The 24,334-nt window shown below is 69.0% G+C and carries 22 protein-coding genes and 1 pseudogene; 11 read left to right on the top strand and 12 right to left on the bottom strand.

What is annotated here, in order from left to right; translation table 11 throughout:
* Positions 1-11: 11 nt before the first annotated feature.
* Genes AB0M14_RS10390 through AB0M14_RS10345 form a run of 10 tightly spaced genes read left to right on the top strand, consistent with a single transcriptional unit; the run spans position 12 to position 10,158 of the window.
* Positions 12-1,109 carry a 3-oxoacyl-[acyl-carrier-protein] synthase III C-terminal domain-containing protein gene (locus tag AB0M14_RS10390; RefSeq protein WP_364991903.1) on the top strand — a complete coding sequence of 366 codons (1,098 nt, stop codon included), beginning with the start codon at positions 12-14 and terminating at the stop codon, positions 1,107-1,109.
* Positions 1,106-1,879 carry an alpha/beta hydrolase gene (locus tag AB0M14_RS10385; RefSeq protein WP_364991899.1) on the top strand — a complete coding sequence of 258 codons (774 nt, stop codon included), beginning with the start codon at positions 1,106-1,108 and terminating at the stop codon, positions 1,877-1,879. The genes AB0M14_RS10390 and AB0M14_RS10385 overlap by 4 nt, the downstream gene beginning before the upstream one ends.
* The gene (locus AB0M14_RS10380; protein ID WP_364991896.1) at positions 1,876-3,543 is read left to right on the top strand and encodes an acetyl-CoA carboxylase carboxyltransferase subunit alpha; all 1,668 of its coding nucleotides are present in this window, start codon (positions 1,876-1,878) and stop codon (positions 3,541-3,543) included. The genes AB0M14_RS10385 and AB0M14_RS10380 overlap by 4 nt, the downstream gene beginning before the upstream one ends.
* Entirely contained in the window at positions 3,540-4,037 is a 498-nt protein-coding gene (locus AB0M14_RS10375; protein WP_364991894.1) for a biotin/lipoyl-containing protein, read from the top strand. The genes AB0M14_RS10380 and AB0M14_RS10375 overlap by 4 nt, the downstream gene beginning before the upstream one ends.
* Positions 4,034-5,386, top strand: coding sequence for an acetyl-CoA carboxylase biotin carboxylase subunit (gene accC, locus AB0M14_RS10370; protein ID WP_364991891.1), 1,353 nt, complete (start codon positions 4,034-4,036; stop codon positions 5,384-5,386). The genes AB0M14_RS10375 and accC overlap by 4 nt, the downstream gene beginning before the upstream one ends.
* 26 nt (positions 5,387-5,412) lie before the next feature.
* Complete coding sequence (locus AB0M14_RS10365) at positions 5,413-6,612, top strand: FAD-dependent monooxygenase (protein ID WP_364991888.1); 1,200 nt, start codon at positions 5,413-5,415, stop codon at positions 6,610-6,612.
* Positions 6,612-7,502 (top strand): ABC transporter ATP-binding protein, encoded by an 891-nt coding sequence (locus AB0M14_RS10360; RefSeq protein ID WP_364991885.1) that lies wholly within the window; start codon positions 6,612-6,614, stop codon positions 7,500-7,502. The genes AB0M14_RS10365 and AB0M14_RS10360 overlap by 1 nt, the downstream gene beginning before the upstream one ends.
* The gene (locus AB0M14_RS10355) at positions 7,499-8,338 is read left to right on the top strand and encodes an ABC transporter permease (RefSeq protein ID WP_364991882.1); all 840 of its coding nucleotides are present in this window, start codon (positions 7,499-7,501) and stop codon (positions 8,336-8,338) included. The genes AB0M14_RS10360 and AB0M14_RS10355 overlap by 4 nt, the downstream gene beginning before the upstream one ends.
* A gap of 3 nt (positions 8,339-8,341) precedes the next feature.
* Positions 8,342-9,514 carry a histidine kinase gene (locus AB0M14_RS10350; RefSeq protein ID WP_364991879.1) on the top strand — a complete coding sequence of 391 codons (1,173 nt, stop codon included), beginning with the start codon at positions 8,342-8,344 and terminating at the stop codon, positions 9,512-9,514.
* Positions 9,511-10,158 carry a response regulator transcription factor gene (locus AB0M14_RS10345; RefSeq protein WP_364991877.1) on the top strand — a complete coding sequence of 216 codons (648 nt, stop codon included), beginning with the start codon at positions 9,511-9,513 and terminating at the stop codon, positions 10,156-10,158. The genes AB0M14_RS10350 and AB0M14_RS10345 overlap by 4 nt, the downstream gene beginning before the upstream one ends.
* A 6-nt stretch (positions 10,159-10,164) precedes the next feature.
* Here the strand turns inward: AB0M14_RS10345 and AB0M14_RS10340 are convergent, their stop codons facing one another.
* The 9 genes and pseudogenes from AB0M14_RS10340 to AB0M14_RS10300 form a co-directional block, all read right to left on the bottom strand.
* Positions 10,165-11,301 (bottom strand): Mrp/NBP35 family ATP-binding protein, encoded by a 1,137-nt coding sequence (locus tag AB0M14_RS10340; protein ID WP_364991874.1) that lies wholly within the window; start codon positions 11,299-11,301, stop codon positions 10,165-10,167.
* Positions 11,302-11,308: 7 nt separating this feature from the next.
* Positions 11,309-12,679 carry an FAD-dependent oxidoreductase gene (locus AB0M14_RS10335; protein WP_364991871.1) on the bottom strand — a complete coding sequence of 457 codons (1,371 nt, stop codon included), beginning with the start codon at positions 12,677-12,679 and terminating at the stop codon, positions 11,309-11,311.
* On the bottom strand, positions 12,676-13,011 hold the full coding sequence (gene fdxA, locus AB0M14_RS10330; protein ID WP_364991868.1) for a ferredoxin: 336 nt from the start codon (positions 13,009-13,011) through the stop codon (positions 12,676-12,678). Before fdxA ends, AB0M14_RS10335 begins: the two co-directional genes overlap by 4 nt.
* Complete coding sequence (locus AB0M14_RS10325; RefSeq protein WP_364991864.1) at positions 13,008-13,772, bottom strand: ABC transporter ATP-binding protein; 765 nt, start codon at positions 13,770-13,772, stop codon at positions 13,008-13,010. The genes fdxA and AB0M14_RS10325 overlap by 4 nt, the downstream gene beginning before the upstream one ends.
* Positions 13,769-14,635, bottom strand: coding sequence for an ABC transporter permease (locus tag AB0M14_RS10320; RefSeq protein WP_364991861.1), 867 nt, complete (start codon positions 14,633-14,635; stop codon positions 13,769-13,771). Before AB0M14_RS10320 ends, AB0M14_RS10325 begins: the two co-directional genes overlap by 4 nt.
* A gap of 28 nt (positions 14,636-14,663) precedes the next feature.
* A complete protein-coding gene (locus AB0M14_RS10315) occupies positions 14,664-16,079 on the bottom strand; it encodes an ABC transporter substrate-binding protein (protein ID WP_364991859.1) in 1,416 nt (471 codons plus the stop codon).
* Between the two features lie 21 nt (positions 16,080-16,100).
* Positions 16,101-16,328, bottom strand: a complete 228-nt coding sequence (locus AB0M14_RS10310) for a ferredoxin family protein (RefSeq protein ID WP_330230062.1) — start codon at positions 16,326-16,328, stop codon at positions 16,101-16,103.
* A pseudogene (locus AB0M14_RS10305) lies at positions 16,328-18,993 on the bottom strand (fumarate reductase/succinate dehydrogenase flavoprotein subunit). The gene AB0M14_RS10310 and the pseudogene AB0M14_RS10305 overlap by 1 nt, the downstream one beginning before the upstream one ends.
* Before the next feature lie 5 nt (positions 18,994-18,998).
* A complete protein-coding gene (locus AB0M14_RS10300) occupies positions 18,999-19,790 on the bottom strand; it encodes a GntR family transcriptional regulator (protein WP_364991855.1) in 792 nt (263 codons plus the stop codon).
* A gap of 238 nt (positions 19,791-20,028) precedes the next feature.
* On the opposite strand from AB0M14_RS10300, the gene AB0M14_RS10295 reads away from it, so the two are divergent.
* Positions 20,029-21,018, top strand: a complete 990-nt coding sequence (locus AB0M14_RS10295; protein WP_364991852.1) for a putative sulfate exporter family transporter — start codon at positions 20,029-20,031, stop codon at positions 21,016-21,018.
* On the opposite strand, the gene AB0M14_RS10290 is transcribed toward AB0M14_RS10295, so the two are convergent.
* The 3 genes from AB0M14_RS10290 to AB0M14_RS10280 all read right to left on the bottom strand — a co-directional run bounded on the left by AB0M14_RS10290 (position 21,002) and on the right by AB0M14_RS10280 (position 24,320).
* A complete protein-coding gene (locus AB0M14_RS10290) occupies positions 21,002-22,027 on the bottom strand; it encodes a lysophospholipid acyltransferase family protein (protein WP_364991849.1) in 1,026 nt (341 codons plus the stop codon). The two genes, AB0M14_RS10295 and AB0M14_RS10290, sit on opposite strands and share 17 nt — an antisense overlap.
* 6 nt (positions 22,028-22,033) lie before the next feature.
* On the bottom strand, positions 22,034-22,855 hold the full coding sequence (locus AB0M14_RS10285; protein WP_364991846.1) for a GNAT family N-acyltransferase: 822 nt from the start codon (positions 22,853-22,855) through the stop codon (positions 22,034-22,036).
* A gap of 190 nt (positions 22,856-23,045) precedes the next feature.
* On the bottom strand, positions 23,046-24,320 hold the full coding sequence (locus tag AB0M14_RS10280; protein WP_364991843.1) for an NAD(P)/FAD-dependent oxidoreductase: 1,275 nt from the start codon (positions 24,318-24,320) through the stop codon (positions 23,046-23,048).
* Positions 24,321-24,334 lie beyond the last annotated feature (14 nt).

Genomic DNA, 24,334 nt, shown 5'->3' with positions numbered 1-24,334 from the left:
GACACCACCGCATGGCTACGAACGGATTGTCGGTTCACCTGGTCGGCACCGGCAGCTACCTGCACGGCGAGCCCATCGACAACAAGCAGGTCGAGGCGCTGGTCGGGCCGGTGCCCGACGACATTCTGGAGGGCATCCAAGTCCAGCACCGGCATTGGATGATCGACCCGCAGACCGGCGAGCACCTGATCACCAACTCCGAGATGGCGGCCCGCGCCGCCGCGCAGGCCATCGAACGGGCCGGCCTGCGCCCCGCCGACATCGACCTCATCGTGATGTCGACGGCGAGCCCGGAATACCAGCTGCCGCCCGCGGTCACCTTCGTCCAGCAGCATCTCGGCATCGCCGAGTGCGCCACCCTCGAAATCCGTTCCGGCTGCGCGGGTTTCGTCGAGGCCGCCGATATCGCCTACGGCTACCTGGCGCGCGGCGCGTTCCGCAACGCGCTCGTGGTCGGCTGTGAGGCCATCTCGCCGCTGCTGGTGCCGCTGTATCGCGGCATCGACCCGGAGCGGGTGCGGATGCGGGATCGGCTGGTGGCCTACACCTTCGGCGACGGCGCGGGCGCGCTGGTATTGCGCGCCGAGGAGGCCGAGCCGGGAACCCGCTCCGGCGTGCTCGGTTCGGTCCTGGAGACCATGGGCGGCCTGAAGAAGCCGGGCATGCAGGTGATCGGCGGCGCGACCCACGCACCGCTGCACCAGCAGGCGCTGGCCAAGCGCCTGGTCGAGCTCAAGGTCGACGTCGTCGAATCCGGAAAGTTCATCCCGCACATGATCACCCGATCGCTGAAGACCCTGCTGGCGGCCAGTGAGCTGGCGGCCGAGGACATCGCGCTCTGGGTGGTTCCCGAGGGCAACGCGGGGTACATGACCAGCGAACTCGAGGCGGCCGGCCTGCTCACCGACGAATGGCTCGCGTTGCGGGACAAGGTCTATGAGAACATCGCGCGGGTCGGCGCGACCGGGTCGGCCGCGGTGCCGCTGGCGCTGGACGAGGCCGCGACGACCGGGCGAGTCAGCGCGGGCGACAACGTCATGCTGCTGGCCATCGAGACCAGCAAATGGAAGTACGCCGGCATGACGCTGGTCTGGGGCAGCGGGCAATGATGCTCATCGAGTCGCGGAGTTTCCGGGCCGGCGGGGCCATGCTCAACTACGCCCATATCGGCGGCGACGGTCCGGCGCTGTGCCTGCTGCACGGTCTCGGCGCGCGCTGGCAGACGTTCCGGCCGTTCGTGCGCAGCCTGGGCCCGGGCTGGAACGTCTACGCGCCCGACCTGCGCGGGCACGGCCGATCCGATTGGGCCAGTGGGCAGTACGCGCTCACCGACTTCGCGGCCGACATCACCGAGTTCCTCACCGAGGTGGTCGCGGAACCGGTGGTGCTGGTCGGGCATTCCCTCGGCGGCTGGGTGGCGTCGATGGTAGCCGCGACTCTCCCGGACTCGGTGCGCGCGGTGGTCATCGTGGACTCGGCGCTGTATCAGCTACGTCAGGAACAGCGCGACGCCATGACCTTCTACGCGAATCCCAGCTTCGCGATGCGCTCGATCGCGGTCTCGTTGCGGCTGGCGGACCCGGAGCTGAAGCAGCGCTGGGTCGAGGGCCGCAACCAGCGCGAGCAGGACCCCGACCAGATGCTCGCGCGGCTGCGCTGCCCGGTGCTGCTGGTGCAGGGCGACGCGGCCGCGGGCGCGCTGATGGCCCCGGAGCACGTGGAGCGCGCGATGTCGTTGCTCGACAACGGAACTCACGTCTACGTCCCCGGCGCCGGACACGCGGTGCACGCGGACGACCCAGCCGCCGTCGCCGTCGCGCTGCGGGAATTTCTGGCCGCCCAGGTCGAGAAGACACCGGTGAATGGAGAGATCGGATGACCCAAGTGCTCGCCCAGGAAACCACCTGGGTGAAATGCCCGTCCTGCTCGGAATACCAATACAAGCGCCGATTGGAACGCAACCTCCAGGTCTGCACCGCCTGCGGCCATCATCTGCGCCTCGCCGCCGCCGAGCGGCTGGCTGGGTTGCTCGACGAAGGTTCCTGGACCCCAGGCGAATACGACGACATCGAGACCCGGGACATGCTCGCGTTCCGGGACCGCAAGAGCTACCTGAAACGGCTGGACGAAGCGCGCGAACGCACCGGCGGGCCGGACGCCGCGCTCTTCGGCGTCGGCAGTCTCGGCGGCCATCGGTTGGTGGTGGCGGCCATGGAGTTCGGTTTCATGGGCGGCTCGATGGGCAGCGCGGTCGGTGAGGTGATCACCCGGGCCGCCGAACACGCACTGGCCCAGCGACTTCCGCTCCTGCTGGTGTGCGCCTCCGGCGGCGCGCGGATGCAGGAGGGCGCGCTCTCGCTGATGCAGATGGCCAAGACCAGTCAGGCCATCGCGCGAATGCACGAAGAGGGCCTGCTGGTGCTCTGCCTGCTGACCGACCCGACCTTCGGCGGCGTCACCGCCTCCTACGCCATGCTCGGCGACGTGCTGGTCGCCGAGCCGGGCGCGCTGATCGGGTTCGCCGGGCCCAACGTCATCCGCGAGACCATCAACGAGGATCTGCCGCCGCGCTTCCAGACCGCCGAATTCCTGCTGGAGTGCGGCATGCTCGACGCCGTCGTGCCGCGCGGACAGCTGCGCTCGTTCTTCACGAAAGTGCTTGCGGCGCATAGCACCGGCGCGCCGGTTCGCTCGACGCCCGACCCCACGACGATCACCGACCCGGAGGCGATCGCGGCCCGGCCCGCGGAGGCGATCGTCAAACTCGCGCGCGCCCGGGAACGTCCGACGACATTGAGCTTCGCCGCGGTCGCCTTCGACTCCTTCCTGGAACTGCGCGGTGATCGCCTGTTCGGCGACAGCACCGCCCTGGTGGGCGGGCCCGCCGTGCTCGCCGGGCGGCCGGTCATGCTGATCGGCCACGAAAAAGGCAGCGACACCAAGGAATCCATCGCCCGCAACTTCGGCATGCCGGAGCCGGAGGGCTATCGCAAAGCGCTGCGGCTCATGCACCATGCGGCGAAGTTCGGCATGCCGATCGTGACCCTGATCGATACGCCCGGCGCGTATCCCGGCGTCGGCGCCGAGCAGCGCGGGCAGGCCGGGGCGATCGCCCGGGCGATCATGGAATCCAGCCGGTTGCCGGTGCCGATCGTCGCGGTGGTCACCGGCGAGGGCGGCAGCGGCGGCGCGCTCGCGCTGGGCGTGGCCGACCGCGTGCTGATGTTCGAGCACGCCTACTACTCGGTGATCAGCCCCGAGGGCTGCGCGGCGATCCTGTGGGGCGACCGCAGTGCGGCGGGCGCGGCCGCGCAAGCGCTGAAACTGACTGCCCCGGAACTACTCCGGCTCGGCGTCGTCGACGGCGTCATCCCGGAGTCGGTGCCCGCCGACGTCATCTCCGCGGCCGCCGGCCTGCGCGGCGCGGTGGCGCACGCGCTCACCGAACTGTCCGCGCTACCCGGCCACGATCTGGTCGAGGCGCGGTATCGCAAGTTTCGCCAATTCGGATCAACCACCCCGATGATCGGAGAACCCGCATGACCGCCTTCCGCCAGACCGAGCACAACGCCCATCTCGACACCTCGCTCACGCACATGATGCGGGAGGTGCGGGCCATCGTCGCCGACCTCGATCGGCAGCCGCGCAGGCTGCGGGTGCAGGCCGGGGACTACAACGTCGACATCGAATGGGCCGAGAGCGTCGAGATCGTCACCCGTCCCGAGCAGCTCACCTTGGCGGCCGCACCGGCCGAGGAGGAGGCGGCGGCCACGGCCTTCGCGATCGAATCGCCGCTGGTCGGGCATTTCTATCGGGCGATCGAGCCCGGCGCCGACCCGTTCGTCGCGCCCGGCGACTACGTCGAGGAGGGCCAGGTGGTCGCGATCGTCGAGGCCATGAAGCTGATGAACCAGATCACCGCGCCCAGCGCGGGCCGGATCGTGGACGTGCTGCCCGCCGACGGCTCGGTGGTCGAATTCGGTCAGCGGCTGATCGTGTTCGAACCGGCCGAGACCACGATGGAGATGGCGTCGTGACCGAGATCAAGACCGTGCTCGTCGCCAATCGCGGCGAGATCGCGTTGCGCGTGGTCCGGGCCTGCCGGGAACTCGGATTGCGCAGCGTGGTGGTGTATTCCACCGCCGACGCCGACTCGCTCCCGGTGCGGATGGCCGACGACGCGGTGTGCATCGGACCGCCGGAACCCGGCCGCAGCTATCTGAACATTCCGAACGTCATCGGCGCGGCGCTGCGCACCGGCGCGGACGCGATTCATCCGGGCTACGGGTTCCTTTCGGAGAACCCCGATTTCGCCGCGGTGTGCGCCGAGGAGGGCCTGGTTTTCGTCGGGCCCTCCTCGGAGGTGATGTCGAGCCTGGCCGACAAGGCCGTGACCCGGGCGCTCATGAGCGCGGCCGGTTTGCCGCTGCTGCCCGGCACCCAGGCGGCGCTGCGCAACGCCGAGGAGGCCGAGCGGATCGCCGGTGAAGTCGGTTATCCGGTGATCCTCAAAGCGGTGGCGGGCGGTGGCGGCCGGGGCATGCGCGTGGTGCGCGAACCCGCCGAACTCGCCGACGCCTACAGCCGGACCCAGGCCGAGGCCAGCCTGGCCTTCGGGGACGGCGGGCTGTATCTGGAGCGCTATCTCGAGGGCGCGCGCCACATCGAGGTGCAGATCCTCGCCGACCGCTTCGGCAATGTCGTGCACCTCGGGGAACGGGACTGCTCGGTGCAGCGCCGCCATCAGAAGCTGCTCGAGGAATCGCCGTCACCGGCGCTGAACGACGAGCAGCGGGCCGCGATCGGCGCGGCCGCGGTGGCCGGCGCCCGCTCGGTCGGCTACGAGGGCGCCGGGACGATGGAGTTCCTGCTCGACCGCGACGGCGGGTTCTGGTTCATGGAGATGAACGCGCGCCTGCAAGTCGAGCATCCGGTAACCGAAATGGTGTCGGGGGTGGACCTGGTCGCCGAGCAGCTGCGGATCGCCCAGGGCGAACCGCTGCGAATCCGGCAGTCCGACATCGTCTTACGGGGCCATGCCATCGAGTGCCGGATCAATGCCGAGAATCCGGAACGCGATTTCGCGCCGTCCACCGGGCGGATCGAGCGCTTCCGGCCGCCCGCGGGTCCGTGGGTGCGGGTCGACAGCCACCTGGAAGAAGGCATGTCGGTCTCGCCGTACTACGACGCGCTGCTGGCCAAGGTGATCGTCTGGGCCGACGATCGGCTCGGCGCGATCGAGCGCATGCGCCGCGCCCTCGACGAGCTCGTGCTCGAGGGCCCGGGACTGACCACCTGCGCGGCCTTCCATCGCGACGCGATCCTCGCGAACCCCGAATTCCGTTCGGGGAACTTCGATCTCGACCTCGTGCACACCATCCACTGAGCCACTATCAATTTCGGGAGTTCCCCATGACGACATCGAATGGACGCGTCATCATCCTCGGCGGCGGGATCGGCGGGCTCTGCGCCAGCATCGCCTTCCGGAAAGTCGGCATCGACGCCACCGTCTACGAACAAGCACCCGCCTTCGGCACCGTCGGCGCCTCCCTCCAGGTGTGGGTCAAGGGCATGAAGGCCTTCGCCGAACTGGGCCTGGGCGACGAGATCCGCCGCCGCGGCGCGGAAGTGCACCGGCAGCAGTTCTTCAATCAGAACGGGACCCCGCTCTACCACGCGCAGCTCGCGGAGTTCGCCCGCAAGCACAACGCGCCGATGCCGGTGATGATCCGGCGCTCGGAGGTGATCGAGACGCTGGCCGGGTCCCCCGACCTCGGACCGGTCGAGTTCAATCATCGGGCGACGAAGGTCGAACAGGACGCGGCCGGTGTCACGGTGACTTTCGAGAACGGCCGGGAGGAGCGCGCCGATCTGCTCGTCGCGGCCGACGGCATCAATTCCCGCACCCGGCAGGCGATCTTCCCCGAGGTCGAGATCCTCACCGCCAACTACCGGATCGTGCACGCGGTGGCCGAGCACGAGCCGCCGTGCGGGGCGAATAACTTCACGTTGTTCTTTGGGCGGGGCACCCGCGTCGCGGTCAAGGACTGCGGCAGCAACCACATCTTCTGGGCCGCGGCGCTGCGCAATCCGAAGGTCGGCATCGACGAGCCGAACGAGCTCGTCAAGCACGATCTGCGGGACCGCTTCAGCGTCTTCCCGGAGCCGGTGCAGGCGCTCATCGCCGCGACGCCGCCGGCGGCGATGCTGCACCACGATGTCCGGGCCCTCGGGCCCATGCCCTCCTGGAGCCAGGGGCGGGTGGTGTTCCTCGGCGACGCCGCGCACGCCGTCACGCCCAACCTGGGCCGGGGCGCGAGCGAGGCCATCGTCGACGCGATCGTGCTCGCCCGCAGGATCGTGCCGATCGATCTGGGTGATCGCGCCGCCTTGGCCACCGCCCTGACCGACTATGAAGCGGTCCGGCGTCCGGAAAGCACCGCGCTCCAGCAGGAGTCGTGGCGCATCGGCACGGTTTCCTCGTGGCGGGGCTACGCGGCGACCAAGGCCCGGGACCTGATGATGAAGACGATCGTCGGGCAGAAGCAGGTCGCCAAGATCGAGGGCGAGTTCCAGGTCGAAGTTCCGGCGCTGCTGCCCGCGGCCGTGTGATGGCTACCGACATCGTGCGCACGGACGCGCTGACCAAGAGCTACGGCGAGCACCTCGCCGTAGCTGATGTCGCGCTCACCGTCCGGGCCGGGGAGATCTACGGTTTCCTCGGCCCGAACGGTGCCGGCAAGACCACGACGCTGCGCATGCTGGTCGGGCTGATCGAGCCGTCGAGTGGTACCGCGCGGGTATTCGGCCGCCCGCCAGGCGATCCCGAGGCGCTCGCACGGCTCGGGGTTCTCATCGAGAGCCCGGGGTTCTATCCGTTCCTGTCCGGCCGCGACAATCTGCGGGTCATGGCCCGCTATCGGCGGCTACCCGATACGGCCGCCGAGGAAGCACTCGACCGGGTGGCGCTCAGCGCGCGCGGCGACGACAAGTTCCGCACCTACTCGCACGGTATGAAACAGCGGCTCGGCGTCGCCTGCGCGCTGCTCGGCAACCCGGAACTCTTGATCCTGGACGAACCCACCAACGGCTTCGACCCGGCGGGCATGGCCGAAATGCGGCAACTGATCACCGATCTCGCCGCCCGCGGCCACACCATCCTGCTCTCCAGCCACCTGCTCGCCGAGGTACAGGAGATCTGCGATCGGGTCGGGGTGATCAACGGCGGAAAATTGCTCGCCGAGTCCACAGTGGCCGAACTGCGCGGCAATGCCACACTTTTCGTGCGGGCCGAACCGGCGGCCGTCGCGCTCGAGGCGGTGCGCGCGGCGGTCGGTACGGCGGTGACGGCCCCGGGCGGCATCCGCATCGACGCGGGCGCCGAGGTCGCGCCGCTGGTCGCCCGCGCGATCGTGCAGGCCGGCGCCGATCTGCACGAATTACGCACCGACGAACGTTCTTTGGAAGAAGTGTTCTTCGAGCTGACGGAGGCGGGGAAATGACGGCGAGCATCCGGGCCGAGGCGCTGCGCCTGCGGCGCTGGCCCACCCTCTGGGTTCTGATCGGGGTCTGGTTCGCCCTGAATCTGACCTTCATGTACGCGCTCAACTACATCGGTTATGTCTCCGACGATTCCAGCGGCGCGACCGAAGGGCAGACGCGCGAGCAACTGCTCGCGCAGATGATGCCCGCGGCCGTGCCGGAGGAGTTCGCCGGTGGCACCGTGGTCTTCGGCGGTGCGCTGGTGCTGATCCTCGGCGCGCTGGCCACCGGCAGCGGGTATGGCTGGGGCACTTGGAAAACCGTGCTGACGCAGGGCCCCGGGCGGGTCACGGCCCTGGCCGGAACCATGGTGGCGGTCTTCGCCGTCGTCGTGGGCGTGGTCCTCGGGGCGTTCCTGGCCGATCTGGGCGTCGCGACGGCCATCGCGTGGGCCGAGTCGCAGCCGATCGTCCTGCCCTCGCTCGGTCGCGCGCTGGCCGGAATCGGCAGTGGCATAGCGATTCTGGGGATGTGGTCGATGCTCGGCGTGCTCATCGGGGTGCTCGCGCGCGGGCCCGCGCTCGCCGTGGGACTCGGTTTGCTGTGGGTGCTGGTCCTGGAGAACGTGCTGCGCTTCTTCGGGGAGATGCTCGGCAGCGCCGGTGTGGTGATGGACTATCTGCCCGGCACGGCCGCCGGATCGCTGGCCGGGGCGCTGCGCACCTTGCAGGGTGAGACGACACCCGGCGTGCTGACCACCATCTCGCGCGCGGAATCGATTGCCGCCCTCGCGGTTTACCTGACCGCCTGTGTCGCCGGCGCGCTGTGGCTGATGCGCCGCCGGGACTTGGTGTAGCGCATGCGCGACATCGCGGCACATGTGCTGGACACCTGGCCCGGCCGCCTCGAGCGACTGCCGAAGCGAACGGTGACGATCGTTGCCGCGCTAGCGGCGTTCACGGTGGTGCTGATCACCCTGATCGCCGCATTCCGGATGCCGGAGGCCCAGGCGATCGGACTCGCGCTGATCTCCGGCACGGCGCTGCTGCTGGTGCAGCGGTGGCCGTCCGCGGCGTGGCTCCTTTCGCTCGCCGGGGTCGCCCTGGGGTCGCTCTGGGCGGACGCCGAGCTGTGGGTCGACCCCACGCTCAACAGCCATTTCGTCGTGCTCGGCCTGGCCGCTTTCCGGACCAGCGCCCGGGCCGCGGCGGTGTCGTGGGGTGCGACGATCGCCACCGGCGCCGCCCTCGCCCTGTACTTGCGGCCGGTCGACTGGCCGATCGGGTTGATCGCGGCCGCCTTCGTTTCCGGGTTGCTGCTGACCACGGTGGTGGCGGTACGGGCGCTGATCTCGACCAGTCAGAGCCTGCGCAGCCAGCGCGCGGCCGCCGAAGCACAGCATCAGCGCACGGTGCGGTTGGAGGAGCGGGCCCGCATCGCCCGGGAACTGCACGACGTGGTGGCACACCACATGTCGGTCATCGCGATCCAGGCCGAGGCGGCCCAGTACCGCGACCCCGGGATCGCGCCGCAGACCGCCGCCAGCCTGGTCACCATCCGGTCCAGCGCCACCGCCGCGCTCGGCGAAATGCGGCGCATCCTCGACGTGCTGCGTTCCGGGGACACCGGGGTGATGCCGCAGCCGACGCTGGCCGACCTTCCCGATCTCGTCGCCTCGGTGCGCGCCACCGGCGCGCACGTTGCCCTCGAGCTGCTCGGCGACACCTCGAAAGTCCCCGCGAGCGTGGAACTCTCCGCGTTTCGCATCGTGCAGGAAGCGGTGAGCAACGCCATCCGGCACGCACCGGGCGCACCGGTCCGGATCGAAATCGAGACCACCCCCGCGGAGATCCGGATCAGCGTCGAGAATCAGCACATGCCGCCGGTGCCGCCGACCACAGGCTCCGGCCATGGCATCCTCGGCATGCGGGAACGTGTCGCGATGCTCGGCGGCACCCTCGATGTCGGACCCACCGGAAACGGCAAATACCGTGTCGCCGCGGCACTTCCGACCCAGAACGGAGACCGATGAGCATCAGCGTTTTGATCGCCGACGACCAGGAACTGATCCGCGAGGGCCTGGCCGTCCTGCTGGACACCCAGCCCGATATCGACGTGGTCGGGCAGGTCGCCGACGGCCGCCAGGCGATCCGCGAAGCCGAACGGCTACAGCCCGACGTCATCCTGATGGACGTGCGGATGCCGGTCTGCGACGGCATCGAGGCCACCCGCGAGATCACCGCCACCGGCCCCGCCAAGGTGATCGTCCTGACCACCTTCGACCTCGACGAATACGTCTACGCCGCACTGCGCGCGGGCGCCGCCGGATTCCTGCTGAAGGAATCCTCCGCCCACTCCCTCGGCGAAGCGGTCCGCATCGTCGCCGCCGGCGAAGCCCTGCTGGCCCCCTCCGTCACCAAACGCCTGCTGTCCGAATTCGCCCGCCGCAGCCAACCCCGCGCCACCGCGAAACCGGCCGACCTCACCGCCCGCGAAACCGAAGTCCTCGTCCTCATCGCCCGTGGCCTGTCCAACGCCGAAATCGCCGAGGAACTGGTGATTTCCGAGCAGACCGTGAAAACCCACGTCCGCCGGGTCTTGGAGAAGCTCCAGCTACGCGACCGCACCCAGGCCGCGATCTACGCCTACGAAACCCTGCTCATCAAGCCCAGCTGAAGGTTGTCAGCCGGGCGACACCGCGAGGCGCAAGCCCGCGAGACCGCGTGGCCGCAGCGCCAGTGTGCCCGCGACTGCCCGAAAGGCGTTCGCCGCGGGCGACTCCGGCGCGGCGCGCACGATCGGGGTGCCGCTGTCGCCGGTCGCGCACACCGCCGGATCGAACGGGACCTGGCCCAGCAGTGCGCATTCCGCGCCGAGCAGCTCGCTGAGCCGGGCCGCGACCGTCGTCCCACCGCCCGCGCCGAACAGTTCCTGTCTGGTGCCGTCGGGCGCGTCGAACCACGACATGTTCTCCACGACGCCGGCCACCCGCTGCTTGGTCTGCGCCGCCACAGCGCCCGCGCGCTCGGCGATGCGGGCCGCGGTCTGCTGGGGTGTGGTGACGACCAACAGCTCGGCGGTCGGCAGCAGCTGGGCGAGGGAGATCGCGATATCGCCGGTGCCGGGCGGCAGGTCGACCAGCAGGACGTCCAGATCGCCCCAGTGCACGTCGACGAGGAACTGCTGCAACGCCCGATGCAGCATCGGGCCGCGCCAGATCACCGGTTCGTTCCCCTCGGCGAACATCCCGACGGAGATGACCTTCACCCCGCCCGCGCTGGGCGGCAGCATCATTCGCTCCACCTGGACGGGCCGTGCGGTCAAGCCCAGCAGTGCGGGGATGGAGTGGCCGTGGATGTCGGCGTCGAGAATGCCGACGCGCAGGCCCTGCTCCGCCAGGGCGGTCGCCAGATTGACGGTGACACTGGACTTTCCGACCCCGCCCTTGCCGGAGACGACACAGTAGACCCGGGTCAGCGAGCCGGGTTGGGCGAACGGAATGGACGGTTCGTCACCGCGCACCTTCTTACGCAAAGCGGTCCGCTGCTCGTCGGTCATGACTTCGAACTCGACCGCGGCGGCAACTGTTCCCGGCACCTCGAGCACGGCCGCGCGGACCTCGCGGGTAATCCGCTCCCGCATCGGGCAACCGGCGACGGTCAGCCGTATCCGCACGAGGACCTGGCCGCCGTCGCCGATAACGACGTCGCCGACCATGTCGAGCTCGGTGATGGGACGGTGGATTTCAGGATCCTCGACCCCGCTCAGCGCTTGTAGGACGCGTTCGGCGGTCGGTGCTGGTGCAGAGGTGATCGGCATGGCGAACTCAACTTTCGTGATCCGGTCCGAGGCTGACACGCACCATCTCGGCACGTTCGACGACTTTCACGCGCTCGCGGCCCGCGAGCGCGCCGAGGCCGCGTTCGTACTCGTCCAGCCGGCGCCAACCCGGCCAGGTGGTGTACCCGACGCCTTTCGCGGCCAGGAACTCGAGCACCGCGCCGGGATCGGGTTCGCTTGCGCCCGTGAGCCGCTCGCGATCCGCGAGCAAGCAGGCGACGGTCTCATTGGCGTCGCCCTTGGTGTGGCCGATCAAGCCGATCGGCCCGCGTTTGATCCAGCCGGTGACATACACGCCCGGCAGATGCCGCGCGGCGCCGTGTGCGTCCTCGTCGATCAGCACCCGGCCCGCCTCGTTCGGCACCACGCCCGCCCGGTCGTCGAACGGCAGCTTGGCCAGGTTTCGCGAGAGGTATCCGACAGCCCGGTATACCGCGCCGACCGGCCAGTCCCGGAATACACCGGTGCCCTGGACATTTCCGCTGCCGTCGAGCCGCGTGCGCTCAGTCCGCAGGGCGACGACTCGGCCGTCGGCCCCGAGCACCTCGACCGGGGATTCGAAGAAATGCAGGAACAGCTTGTGCGGACGCGTACCTGGATCTCGAATCGCCCACTGCTCCAGCGTGTTCGCGACCATGTCCACTTGTTTCGACTGCCGCCGCGCCGCTTCCGAGCCCGCGTCGTAGTCGATGTCCGCGGGGTCGACAATGACCTCGATGCTGGGCGAGTGGTCGAGCTCGCGCAGCTCCAGCGGCGTGAACTTGGCCTGCGCCGGGCCGCGGCGGCCGAACACGTGCACCTCGACGGCCTTGTTGTTCGCGAGGCCCTGGTAGACGTTCGGCGGAATCTCGGTGGGCAGCAACTCATCGGCGGTCTTGGCGAGCACACGCGCCACGTCGAGCGCGACATTGCCGACGCCCAGCACCGCGACCCGCTCCGCGTGCAGCGGCCAGGCACGCGGGACATCCGGATGGCCGTCATACCAGGACACGAAGTCCGCCGCGCCATAGGACCCGGCGAGCTCGATGCCTGGAATATCCAGGGCTCGATCGGCCTCCGCACCGGTGGCGAAGATGACCGCGTCATAAAAGGTTCGCAGGTCGTCCAGGTGGATGTCGGTGCCGTAGTCGACATTGCCGAGCAACCGCACCTGCGGCTTGTCGAGGACCTGGTGCAGGGCGGTGATGATGCCTTTGATCCGCGGGTGATCCGGCGCGACGCCGTAGCGAATCAACCCGAACGGAGCGGGCATCCGCTCGAACAGGTCGATCGATACCTCCGGCAGCGCTTTCAGCAGCGCGTCGGCGGCATAGATGCCCGCCGGACCCGAACCCACGATCCCTACCCGCGGTGTCATGGCCGATACGCCCGGATGAAGGCCGTATCGGCGCCCACCGCACCGATTTTCGCCGCGCTCCCCGGTGAACCGAGCGCCGTCGCACGCCCGGGCAGCGGCTCGTCGAAGAATCGGGCGTTCTCCGCCACGAACTGCTGCTGATCGGCCGGGATATCGGCATCGAGGTAGATCGCCTCGACCGGGCAGACCGGTTCGCACGCACCGCAGTCCACGCATTCGGCCGGCTGGATGTAGGCCATCCGGTCACCGGTGTAGATGCAGTCGACCGGGCATTCCTCCACACACGCCCGATCCATCACGTCGACGCACGCGGCGCCGATAACGAAGGTCATGATGCCTCCTCGGTAGTCGCGGCCGGTTCGGCGTCTTCGCCGAGCGCGGCCAGGATTTCGTATCGCCTACGGGCGAATTCGGGTTCGAAGCGGGCGCCGGGCGCGCGCGGATGTTCGATGGTGATCACCCGCTGGATCCGCGCCGGCCGCGGTGTCAGCAGCACGATCCGGTCGGCCAGCAGCAGCGCCTCGTCGACATCGTGCGTGACGAACAGGACCGTCGTCTGATACCGCTGCCAGACCGAGATCAGCAGCCGCTGCATGTCCGCGCGAGTCTGGGCGTCCAGCGCGCCGAACGGCTCGTCCATCAGCAGCACCCGGGGCCGGGTGGCCAGGGTCCGGGCCAGCTGCACGCGCTGGCGCATCCCGCCCGACAGCGCGCCCGGCAGATGCTCGCCGAAACCGGTGAGCCCCACCTGATCCAGCAGTTCCAGTGCCTCGGTCCGCCGTTGCCCGCGCGGCACCTTGCGCAGTTTCAAGGCGAATTCGACGTTCTTGCGCGCCGTTCGCCAGGGCAGCAGCGCGTCTTCCTGGAAGACCATGGCGCATTGCTCACCGCTGCCGCCGTCGACCTCGGCGCTGCCGCCGATCGGAGTCAGCAGTCCGGCCATCGCCCGCAGGATTGTGGACTTGCCGCAGCCGGAAGGTCCGAGCAGCACCACGATCTCCCCCGGTGTCACATCGAGATCGACTTCGGCCGTGAGGATCTCGCCGTAGGCGATGCGTAGCTCCCGCATCGCGACGGCGGCGCCCGCGCTCATCGCACGGCCCGTGGCAGCCAGCGGTTGACCCGCCGCCCGGCCCGTTCGACCAGCCAGGCCGTGGCCCAGCCGAGTACGCCGATGGACAGCATGCCGACCACGACGCCCGGGTAGTCCAGCAATCCGTAGGACTGCCAGGTGAAGTACCCGATGCCGAACTGGCCGGAGATCATCTCGGCGCTGATGACGCAGATCCAGGCGACACCCATCGCGACCGAGAGTCCGGAGAAGATTCCGGGCAGCGCGCCGGGTAGGGCGATCTGGAACAGGATCTCCCAGCGCTTGGCCCCGAGCGTGCGCGCGGCCTCCTCCCATACCTTGGGCAACGCGTGCATGGCGTGAATGGTGCTGACCGCCACCGGGAAGAAGGCCGCGAAAAAGGTGATGAACACGATGCCCTGCTCCCCGGTGGGAAACAGCAGAATCGCCAAGGGCACCAAGGCGATAGCCGGGATCGGCCGGAACACTTCCAGCACCGGCCGGACCAGCGTGCCGACCAGCCGGGAGCGCCCGATCGCCATGCCGATCAGCACGCCGGCCAGGGTGGCGAGCCCGAACCCGATCAGGATCCGGCGCATGCTCGAGATGATGTTGCTGTAGTAGGACTGGGTGCCGAGCTGGGCGCGGAAGGATTCGTAAACCTCCGCGGGCGCGGGAATCTTGTCGAAGCGCAGCCAGAAGACCACCTGATTCGCGGTGAGCAGATACCACAGCAGCAGCAGCGTCACCAGCGGGACAGCGGTCAGCAGTACCTCGCTCACTCGACCCGGCAGTGACATACGCACTCGCCGTGCTTGTTTCGCCGCCGCGACGGCGGCGGGTGGCGCCGGGACCAGGGTGATCGGTTCCGCGGATACCGTCATGTCGAACCTCCTTCTCTCGTGTGTTGCGCTACCGGGCGAGCAATGCGGCCTGGTAATCGATGACGGTGCTGCCCGGATGACTGCCCGCGTAGGACAGGGCGTCGGCACGCACCGCGAACGGCAACATCCGCTCGTCGGGACCCGCTGCGGGATCAGTCACCCAGGTCGCGGTATTCGCGAAGATCCGTGTCCCCGACGCGGCGTCGGGAACATAGGCGGCCCGCGGCTCCCCGCCCTGCTGAGCGATGACACGCAGCAGACAGGTCGGCGTCCGCGCCACCGACGTGGTGTCCGTGCCTTTGAACCAGGCCTCCGAAGCGGTCGCCACACCGTCGACGGCCCCGCCGCACACCGGATCGGTTCCGGTCAGCGGGCTCGGCGCGGCTGTCGAAGCGCGCTGCTTCTCGTACTCCGCGCCATACAGCGACCGGACGTAGCTGTCGTTGACGAACTCGCCAAGGTCCAGATCCGCGAGCGCACCGAGCCCTTTCAAGAACGGCAGCAAGGTGCCCAGCGCCTCGACCTGTTGCGGTTTGATCGTCGGGTCGAAGCTCACCAAGCCGTTGGGCCCGTTGTAGAGGTAGACGACTTCCGGTGGCAGCCCGGTGATTTCGGCGACGCGCAGCGCCGCGGCCAGCGGGTTGCGATTGATGTAGTCGGAGGTGGCCTTCTGGGCGGCCAGGAACGCGCCGACGATATCCGGGTTGGCGGCGTCGAAACGCTTGTTCGCGACGACGGCGTGGAAGGTCGGAATCTTCGCGCTGCCCCCGTCATAGAGCAGCCGGGCCTTGCCGTCGAAAACCAGCTTCTGCGGCCAGGGCACGAACTGCGCCAGCGCCGCCACCTGATCGCCCTGCAACGCCGAGGCCCCGACCGCCGGATCCTGCCCGAGCAGTTTGACGTCGTCGAGGGTGAGCCCCGAGCCGGACAGTCCGGTGCTGAGCATGCCGTGCGCGGCCGAGCCGACACTGGTCGAGACGATCTCGCCGCGCAGATCGGACAGCGTGACCGCAGGCGAATTCATCGGCACCACAACCTGATTGAGCGAGCCGCGCAAGTTGTAGCCGGTGACCGCGATCAGCTCGGTCTTGACGTCGGCGTGGTCGCGAGTCTTGGAACCGTTGACCAGGACGGGCGCGTCACCCATTGAGCCGATATCCACCTGTCCGGCCAGCATCTGGGCGGTCAACGGCGGACCGGCGGCGAAGTCCTTCCACTCGACCTTGTAGGTCACGCCTTTGGCTTTTCCGAGCTCGGCCAGCTCGGCCTCGAAGGTGCCGCGATCGCGCAGCAGCGTGCCCGCGGTGACGGTGTTGATCGTCTTGGATTGGTATCCGATATTGACGGTGATGGTCTTGCCGTCACCCGAGCCGCAGCCCGCGACGACGGTCGCGGCGGTCGCGATGCCCAGGAGCAGGGCCAGGGTGGTGCGTGGTGTACTCATCGTGCTGTCCTTCGCCTGCGATCAGCGCAGCAGATACGGGATGTCGACGGTCACGGCCCCGACCGGGCAGCGCGCGGCGCACGGGCCGCAGTACCAGCATTCGTCGACGTGCATGTACGCCTTGCCGGAGTCGGGATGGATCGCCAGCGAATCCAACGGGCACATGTCGACGCACAGCGTGCAGCCGTCGATGCACTTCTGTTCGTCGACCGTGACCGGTACGTCGATGCGAGTGTTGACCTGAGCCATCAGCTTTCCTTTCGAGAGTTGGCAATGCCGATGCGAGCGAAGGCGCGGACGTCGGCGTCCGGGTCCTCGAGAGCGGATTGGAGGGCGGCGGCGACCTCCGGGAGGGTGGCGATCCGTTCGGCGAGCGCGCGCACGGCGGCCTTGCGGACGTCGAGGTTGTCGTCGGTGACAGCCGAGATCAGGTGGGGCGCGGCGACTTCCGGATCAGCGACCGCGAGCGCGATGGCCGCGCCCTGCCGCACCTGCCACGCCGGATCGACGACGGCCGCGGCCGCGACGGCCGTCGCCTCGTCGCCGCAGCCGGTCTGCGCGAGCGCGGCGAGCGCGGCCGCCCGCACCAGCGGGTCCGGGTCGCGAGCCAGCTCGATCAGCGTCGCGGCCCCGCGTGGATCGCCGACCGCCGCCACACCTTTGGCGACCGCGATGCGGACCAGCGGCGCCGGGTCGGCGGCCGCCACGGCCAGCTCGGCCAAGGCGTCCACCGAGGTGAACCCGCCGACTACGGTGCGGCGCACCTCGATTTCGGGATCGGCCAGCCAGCCGGACAATTCGGCCGCGCTGGTACGGCGGTGCCGCCACAGCGCCTCGATCGCCGCCGAACGCACCGCCGGGTCCGGCGCTTCGACGCAAGCACGCAGTGCACCATCGAATTCCGGGCCGGGGACCAGCACTTCGAGCAGCTCGGTCAACAGCCCGACCGCGGCTTCGCGGACAGTCGCGTCGGTGTCGGCCAGCCCGGCGGCGATGAGCGGCGAGGCCGCCGCCCACTCCTCGGTGGTCTCACTGAGCACCGACAGCGCCGTCCGCCGGACCTCCGGATCCTGATCGGCGAGAAAAGGATTCAGCTCGTCGAGGTCCGGCCACTCCTCGGCCAGCTCCATGAGCCGCAGCAGTCTCGTGCTCATCGGGCGCTCCACGCCCCGACCAACTCCGGCGCGGCGACATCGGCGACGCCGTCGGGCCGGACGAACCCGGGCACCGGCACGATGTACGGCGCGACCGGCCGGGTGGTGAACTCCATCGCGCCCGACTCGCCCCGGAACAGGTTGAGATGACAGAACCAGTCGGCGTCGTTGCTGGCCGGCCAGTCCGCGCGCTGATGGTAGAGCCCCCACCGGCTTTCGGTGCGCCGCAGCGAGGCGCGGGCGGCCATCTCGGCGCAGTCCCGGATGAAACTCACCTCCGCGCACCGCATCAGCTCATGCGGGGTGTGCGCGCCCATCTGCGCGATATCGGCGTGCATCCGTTCGAACGACTCCAGCCCCAGCGTCAGATACCGCTGCGCCTTGGGCGGTTGCAGGTAGTCGTTCACGAAGCGCCGCAGCTTGTATTCGACCTGCTGCTGCGGCGGACCGTCCGGATTGCGCAGCGGCCGGTAGATGAGTTCGTGCGCGGCCTCGATCTGGTCCTCGGGCAGGGCCGGATGTGCCGCGCCGCGGGCGTACTCGGTCGCGCTCTCCCCCGCGATGTCGCCGTAGACGAAGGCCCCGATCATGTAGTTGTGCGGGACCAGGGCCATGTCACCGGCCGCGTAGAGCCCCGGCACGGTGGTCGCCGCGTGCTCGTCGACCCATACGCCGGAGGCGGAATGCCCACTACACAAACCGATCTCGGAGATGTGCATCTCGATATCGCTGGTCCGGTAGTCGGTGCCGCGACCGGCGTGGAAGGTGCCGCGGGTGGGCCGCTCGGTGGTGTGCAGGATCCCTTCGATCTCCTGGATCGTCGCGTCCGGCAGATGACTGAGTTTCAGATAAATCGGGCCACGCGCACTGTCGAGTTCGCGCTTGACCTCGGCCATCATCTGCCCGGACCAGTAGTCGCAGTCCACGAAGCGATTGCCCTCGGCGTTGACCTGATAGCCGCCGAAGGGATTGGCGACGTACGCGCAAGCCGGGCCGTTGTAATCCTTGATCAGCGGGTTGATCTGGAAGCACTCGATGCCGGACAGTTCGGCCCCAGCGTGGTAGGCCATCGCGTAGCCGTCACCGGCATTGGTCGGATTCTCGTAGGTCCCATAGAGATAGCCGCTCGCGGGTAAGCCGAGCCGCCCGCACGCCCCCGTAGCCAGGATGACCGCGCCCGCCGAGATGGTCACGAATTCTCCGCTGCGGGTGTCGAATCCGACCGCGCCGACCGCGCGACCCGCGACCGTGAGCACCCGGACCGGCATGACCCGGTTGTTGATGGTCACCTTGGCGCGCACATCCCGGGCCCGCAGGGTGCGGTAGAGCACCTTCTTCACATCCCGGCCCTCGGGCATCGGCAGTACGTAGCTGCCGGAACGGTGCACCTTGCGCACCGCGTATTCGCCGTGCTCGTCCTTCTCGAACTTGACGCCGTAGCTCTCCAGCCGCTGCACCATCTCGAAGCCGCGGGTCGCGGTCTGATAGACGGTGCGCTGGTTGACGATTCCGTCGTTGGCGACGGTGATGTCGGCGACGTAATCCTCGGGGCTGGCCTTGCCGGGGACGACCGCGTTGTTCACCCCGTCCATACCCATGGCAAGCGCCCCGGAATGCCGTACGTGCGCCTTCTCCAGCAGCAGCACCTGGGCGCCGTGTTTCGCGGCGGTCAGGGCCGCCATCGTGCCCGCGGTGCCGCCGCCGACGACCAGTACGTCGCAGCTCAGCTCGCGGCGCGTCGCGACCGGTGGGATATCCATGGGAATCAGCCCCTTTCATTCGGTTCGGTGACACCGCGGTTCGGTGTGACCGGGGTGCGGTGCAAGCGGCCGGACAGCGAGAAGCGGTCGCCGCGGTAGCGGACGTACTCGAGGTCGACCGGCCGGCCGGAATCGGTGTAGGTGAGCCGTTCCAGGAACAGCAGCGGCGCGCCCGGCCGGACCTCGAGCAGTCCGGCGACGGTCGGGTCGGCGGCCACCGCCTCGATGGAGACGGCCGCGGAGCCGAGTGGCAATCCGAGTTCGGCCTCCAGCAGGCCGAACACGTCGTGCCCGGTCAGGTCGAGCGACAGCAGCGGCGCTCCGATATCGGCGGTCAGATAGCTGGCGTCCAGCGACAGCGGAGTGCCGTCGAGGTAGCGGATGCGTTCCAGCACGACCACCGGCGTTCCGGTGTCCAGCTCCAGCCGTTCGGCGACGATCGGCGTCGCGGGCACGATCTCGGCGAGCAGCACCCGGTTGACAACCCGATCGCTGCCGGTCTCGAAGGTTTCGGCCAGCCCGCGCAGCCGGTCCAGACCCTGCACCGCCTTCTCCGAGACCACGAAGGTCCCGGCGCCGGGCACCCGGTCGACCAGGCCCTCGTCCCGGAGCAGCGCCAGCGCGTCTCGCACGATATTGCGGCTGGTGCCGAAGTCCGCCGCCAGCTGGGTTTCCGGCGGCAACGGCCGATTTCCGTAGACCCCGCTGCGAATACGCGCCCGCAAAATATCTCGAATCCGGCGGGCGGGGGCCGAACGCCGGCTGATGCTCGGTTCCGAATACGTTCTGCCTGTCATGCCGCAAATGCTCGGAACCAATGATTACGTGCGACGTTTCGCGCAATTACCACACGGTTACGCCAGTTATCGAATTCTTGACAAGGCCCTGACCTGCGCGAACGACGCCGCCTTTCGGAGTATCACCAGCAGATCGGGCTTGCGAACCAGAAAAAGGGCAGTCACATCAGCGCCGCTTATGGGGTACTGCTATTTCACCAGCTACCGGCCGTTCGAGCGAGTCGTGATCGTGTGAAAGATGATGTGGCTACGCCGAAATCTTCCAGGCCTCCTGCTCGCCGCCGCGGTCGCAAGCGTGGCGACGGTTGCGGGTAAGGCGGCGCCGGTTGTCGGCGCCCCGATCCTCGCGCTGTGCGGCGGCGTCCTGATCGGTGTCCTGGGTCGCCGATCAGTCACGGAGACAGGCGTCTTCGCCGAAGGACTCGCGCTGACGCGGCAGCGGATCCTCGGCGCGGCGATCGTGCTGCTCGGGTTGGGGCTGCCGGTCGGCTCGGTGCTGGAGGTCGGACGGCAGACCGCCGTGGTTCTGTTCGGAACGCTCGCCCTGGGCGCGGTCGCCGCGGTGGTGATCGGGAGAATGCTGGCGCTGGACCGGGATTCGGCCACTCTGGTCGCGGTCGGGACGACGATCTGCGGCGCGTCCGCGATCGCCGCGGCGACGGCGGTGATCAAGCCGGAGAAGGAACGGGTCGCCTATGCGCTCGGTACCATCTTTGTCTTCAATATCGTTGCGGTACTTGCTTTTCCGCCTATCGGACGGCTACTCGGATTGTCCGAGCAGGCGTTCGGGCTGTGGGCGGGCACCGCTATCAACGACACCTCCTCGGTGCTGGCGGCCGGAGTGATATTCGGTCCTGCCGCAGCCCATTTCGCGGTGATCGTCAAACTGGTCCGCAGCCTGATGATCGTTCCGCTGTGCCTCGGACTGCATTTCAGCCGGCGTGCCGGGGCGAAACTGTCGCTACGCCAGAGCCTTCCGCTGTTCGTCGTCCTGTTTCTAGTGGCATCGGTGATCGCCGGGACCGGCATCGTGCCGCCCACCTGGGTCGCGCCGCTCGGCCGGCTCAGCGCCTGGCTGATCGCGGCGGTCCTCGCCGCCATCGGCTCGTCCCTCACCTGGCGGCAACTGCGCGCCAACGGCGCGCGCCCCCTGGTGTTCGGCGGCGCGCTCGGCCTGATCTTGGCCGTGGGCAGCCTCGCGCTGCAAACGGCTACCGGCTGGAGGTGATTCGGCTGTCGCGCGTGCGACGCCGCAGCACCGCGACCGCACGGCCGCGCAATCCACGACGGTCTACGCCGTGATGGATCGCGGCGGCCGCGACCGCCGGTGGGGCGGGGAGTGGGGCGGGGTCCTGCACCCGGGTGGCGCTCGCCTCGATCCACTCGGTGGTGCTGCCGTGCAGCGAGAGTTCGGTGCCGCGCACCGCGCGCTCGCAGCGGCGGGCCAGGTCGCGGCGGTCCAGGCCGGGGTATTCCTGCGGTCGCAGCACGACTTCGGCGACCAGGCCGCGCGAGCGCAGGATGCGTTTCGCGGAGTCGGCGAAGGTGTCGTCGCCGACGAAGCCGGGGATCGTGCATTGCGCGCCGTGGCGGTCGAGGTAGCGCAGACGCACCGGCTGGACGAACGTGCCGGTGTCGACGGCGGCTTGGAACAGCGCCGGGCGCATGCGGCCGTAGGCGCGGCCGCACCAAGTGGTGCCCTCGGGGAACACGGCCACCCGGTCACCGGCGGCCAGCCGGTTGCCGAGTTCGGTTACCGCGCCGGGGAGTTCGCGCAGGCGTTCGCGTTCGAGGGGGATGACGCGCAATCGCTTGGCGAGTCCGCCGAGCACCGGCCAGTCGAGCATGTCCGCGCGGGCCACGAAGCCGAGCGGCTGGACCGCCGCCAGGACCACCACATCGGACCAGCCGATATGGCCGGTGACGATCATGACGCCGTCGCCCGGTCCGGCGTAGCGGGCCGACTCCGCGCCGGGCCGCTGGTCGACGACGCGCAATTCGATTCCGAGACAGCCGAGTACGGCATGGGCGTAGCGGCGCTGCAAGCCCTCGCGATGCCGCCGCGGCGCGGCGGCGTTCAGCAGCGGGTAGCTGATCAGCAGACCGGTGACGCCCAGCAGGCGGGCGAGCACTCGGGCGGTACCGACCTCAGCGGTCGCCTCGACGCAGCCGGGCCCGCAGGGGCTCGACGGCATCCACGCGTGCACCGCTTGCGCGGGCGGGGCGTCGAAAACCATGGGGATTCACCGTCCGTCGAGCGAGGCCGCGGCGCTTTGCAGCCGTTCCAGGTAACGGGTGTTGATCGTGTCCATGCCGAGCAGCGCGACGAAGTCGGCCACCGCGAAATCCGGGTCGTGGGCGGGTTCGCCGCAGATCTCGGCGCCGAGCCGCAGATAGCCGCGCAGCAGCGGCGGCAGCTTCGGGCGCGCGGGCGGGGCCAGCTCGTCGAGGGATTTGCCGTCGACGACCACCGGGTTCAGCGGGTGCACCCGCCATTCAGGGTCGGAGGCGTGCCGGCCGAGCAGCATGTCGCGCACGCCGCGGACGTTGACGCCGATCGGGTCGGTGGGGCCGTCCTGCATCGGCACCGAAACGCAACCCATCACCCACTCGTAGCCGGTGAGCTGGATGTAGTGCAGGATGCCCGCCCACATCAGGGTCAGCACCGAGCCGTTGCGATGGTCGGGCACCACGCAGGCGCGGCCCATCTCGACGATCCGGCGTCCGGCCGGATCCAGTTGCGCCACATCGAATTCGGTGGCCGTGTAGTAGCCGCCCGCGGCGTTCACCTTGTCCGGCGGCAGCATGCGGTAGCAGCCGACGAATTCGCCGGTGCGATCCTCCCGGACCAGCAGGTGATCGCAGTGGTCGTCGAAGCGGTCGGCGTCCAGGCCGGTCCCGTTGTCGGGGATCTGGAAGCCGGGCTCGTTGGCGAACACGTCATAGCGCAGGCGCTGGGCCGCGCGGCGGTGATCGGCGTCGGAGGAGACGACGAGCGAATAGGTAGACTTTTCCACCCCCGAGTCCGTCGGAGCCGGAGCGGTCAACACGGACGAAATAGTCATAGCTTCGATGAAGCCAGTCCGAAACTGCGTCGAAGGAACCCCGAAGTGTCGCGCCGAGGGCAGTCAGGTGAACGAGACGCCGGTCACACCAGTTGTTTACCCCGCTGTCGCGCCGGGTTCGCGAAATAGTGCCTCACCAGCAAGAATCGCGCTCCCAGCCACGGCCGAGAGCGCGATGTCGATCAGGAGATCAAGCCGCCAAGCGCGGCAATTCCTGAGTCTCCGCATTGGCGGCGGGGTCGACCTCGTCGAACCCGGGCCGCCCGGTGCCGATGAACGCGATCAGCCACGAACCCACCGCGGCGAACCGGTTGCGGAACCCGACCAGGTACATCAGGTGCACCGCCAGCCAGATGATCCAGGCCAGGAAGCCGCGGAAGGTGATGCGCTCGTTCAGCTTCACCACCGCGCTGAACCGGCTGATCACCGCCATGCTGCCCTTGTCCCAGTACTTGAACGGGGTGCCGGGCGCCTTCTTGCGGCGGATGATGTCGGCGGCGTGCCGGCCCTCCTGCATGGCCACCGGCGACTGGCCGGGGTAGCCGTTGAGCGAGGTCATGTCGCCGATGGCGTAGATATCGGCGTGGCCGCCCACGGTCAGGTCGGGATTGATCAGCAGCCGACCGGCCCGGTCGGTGTCGACGCCGGTGCGCTCGGCCAGGATCTTGGCGAACCCGCCCGCCTGCACGCCGGCCGACCACACCACGGTCTCGGCGGCGATGCGGCGTTCCACGCCCTCGCCGTCCTTGACCGTCACCTTGCCGCCTTCGATATCGGTGACGAAGGTACCGAGCAGCACCTCCACACCGCTGCCGGCCAGCGAGCGCTTCGCGTATTCCGAGAGCCCGCCGCCGAAGGGCGGCAGCACCGCGCCGGCGCCTTCCACCAGGGTTACCGAAACCTCTTGGTGGTAGTGCCTTTTCGCGAGTTCCTTGAGCTGGCCCGCGACCTCGACGCCGGTCGCGCCCGCACCGACGACCACGAAGCTCAATAGTCGCTCGCGCGTCGCCTCGTCGGCGCCCTTGGCCTGGGTGAAGACGCGCTCGATCTGCGCGCGCAGCGCCTTCGCGTCCTCGATGGTCTTCAGCGCGAACGTCTTGGCCGCGAAATCGTCACGGCCGAAATAGGACTGGCTCGCGCCGGTGGCCGCGATCAGCGAGCCGTAGCGGATCTGGCGCTGCTCCCCCTGCGCCTCGTAGGTGAGCACCGCGGTATTGGGATCGAGGTCGATCACCTTGCCCAGCCGGACGTCGGCTTCGCGGTGCCGGCGCAGCACCGACTTGATCGGCGGCGCAATCTCATCGGAGGCCAGCACACCTGTCGCGACCTGATACAGCAACGGCTGGAAAAGATGCTCCGGTGTGCTCGAGATGAGCACGAAGTTGATTCCCGACTTCGCCAACTGCTTGGCCGCGGCCAGCCCCCCGAATCCCGATCCGACAACGACCACATCTGCGTGTTCCATGACAGCCTCCTTCT

This window comes from Nocardia sp. NPDC051832, from assembly GCF_040681285.1.
GTDB lineage: Bacteria > Actinomycetota > Actinomycetes > Mycobacteriales > Mycobacteriaceae > Nocardia.
The sequence above is the reverse complement of the archived record's forward strand: the minus strand, read 5'-3'. Positions and strand labels throughout refer to the sequence as shown.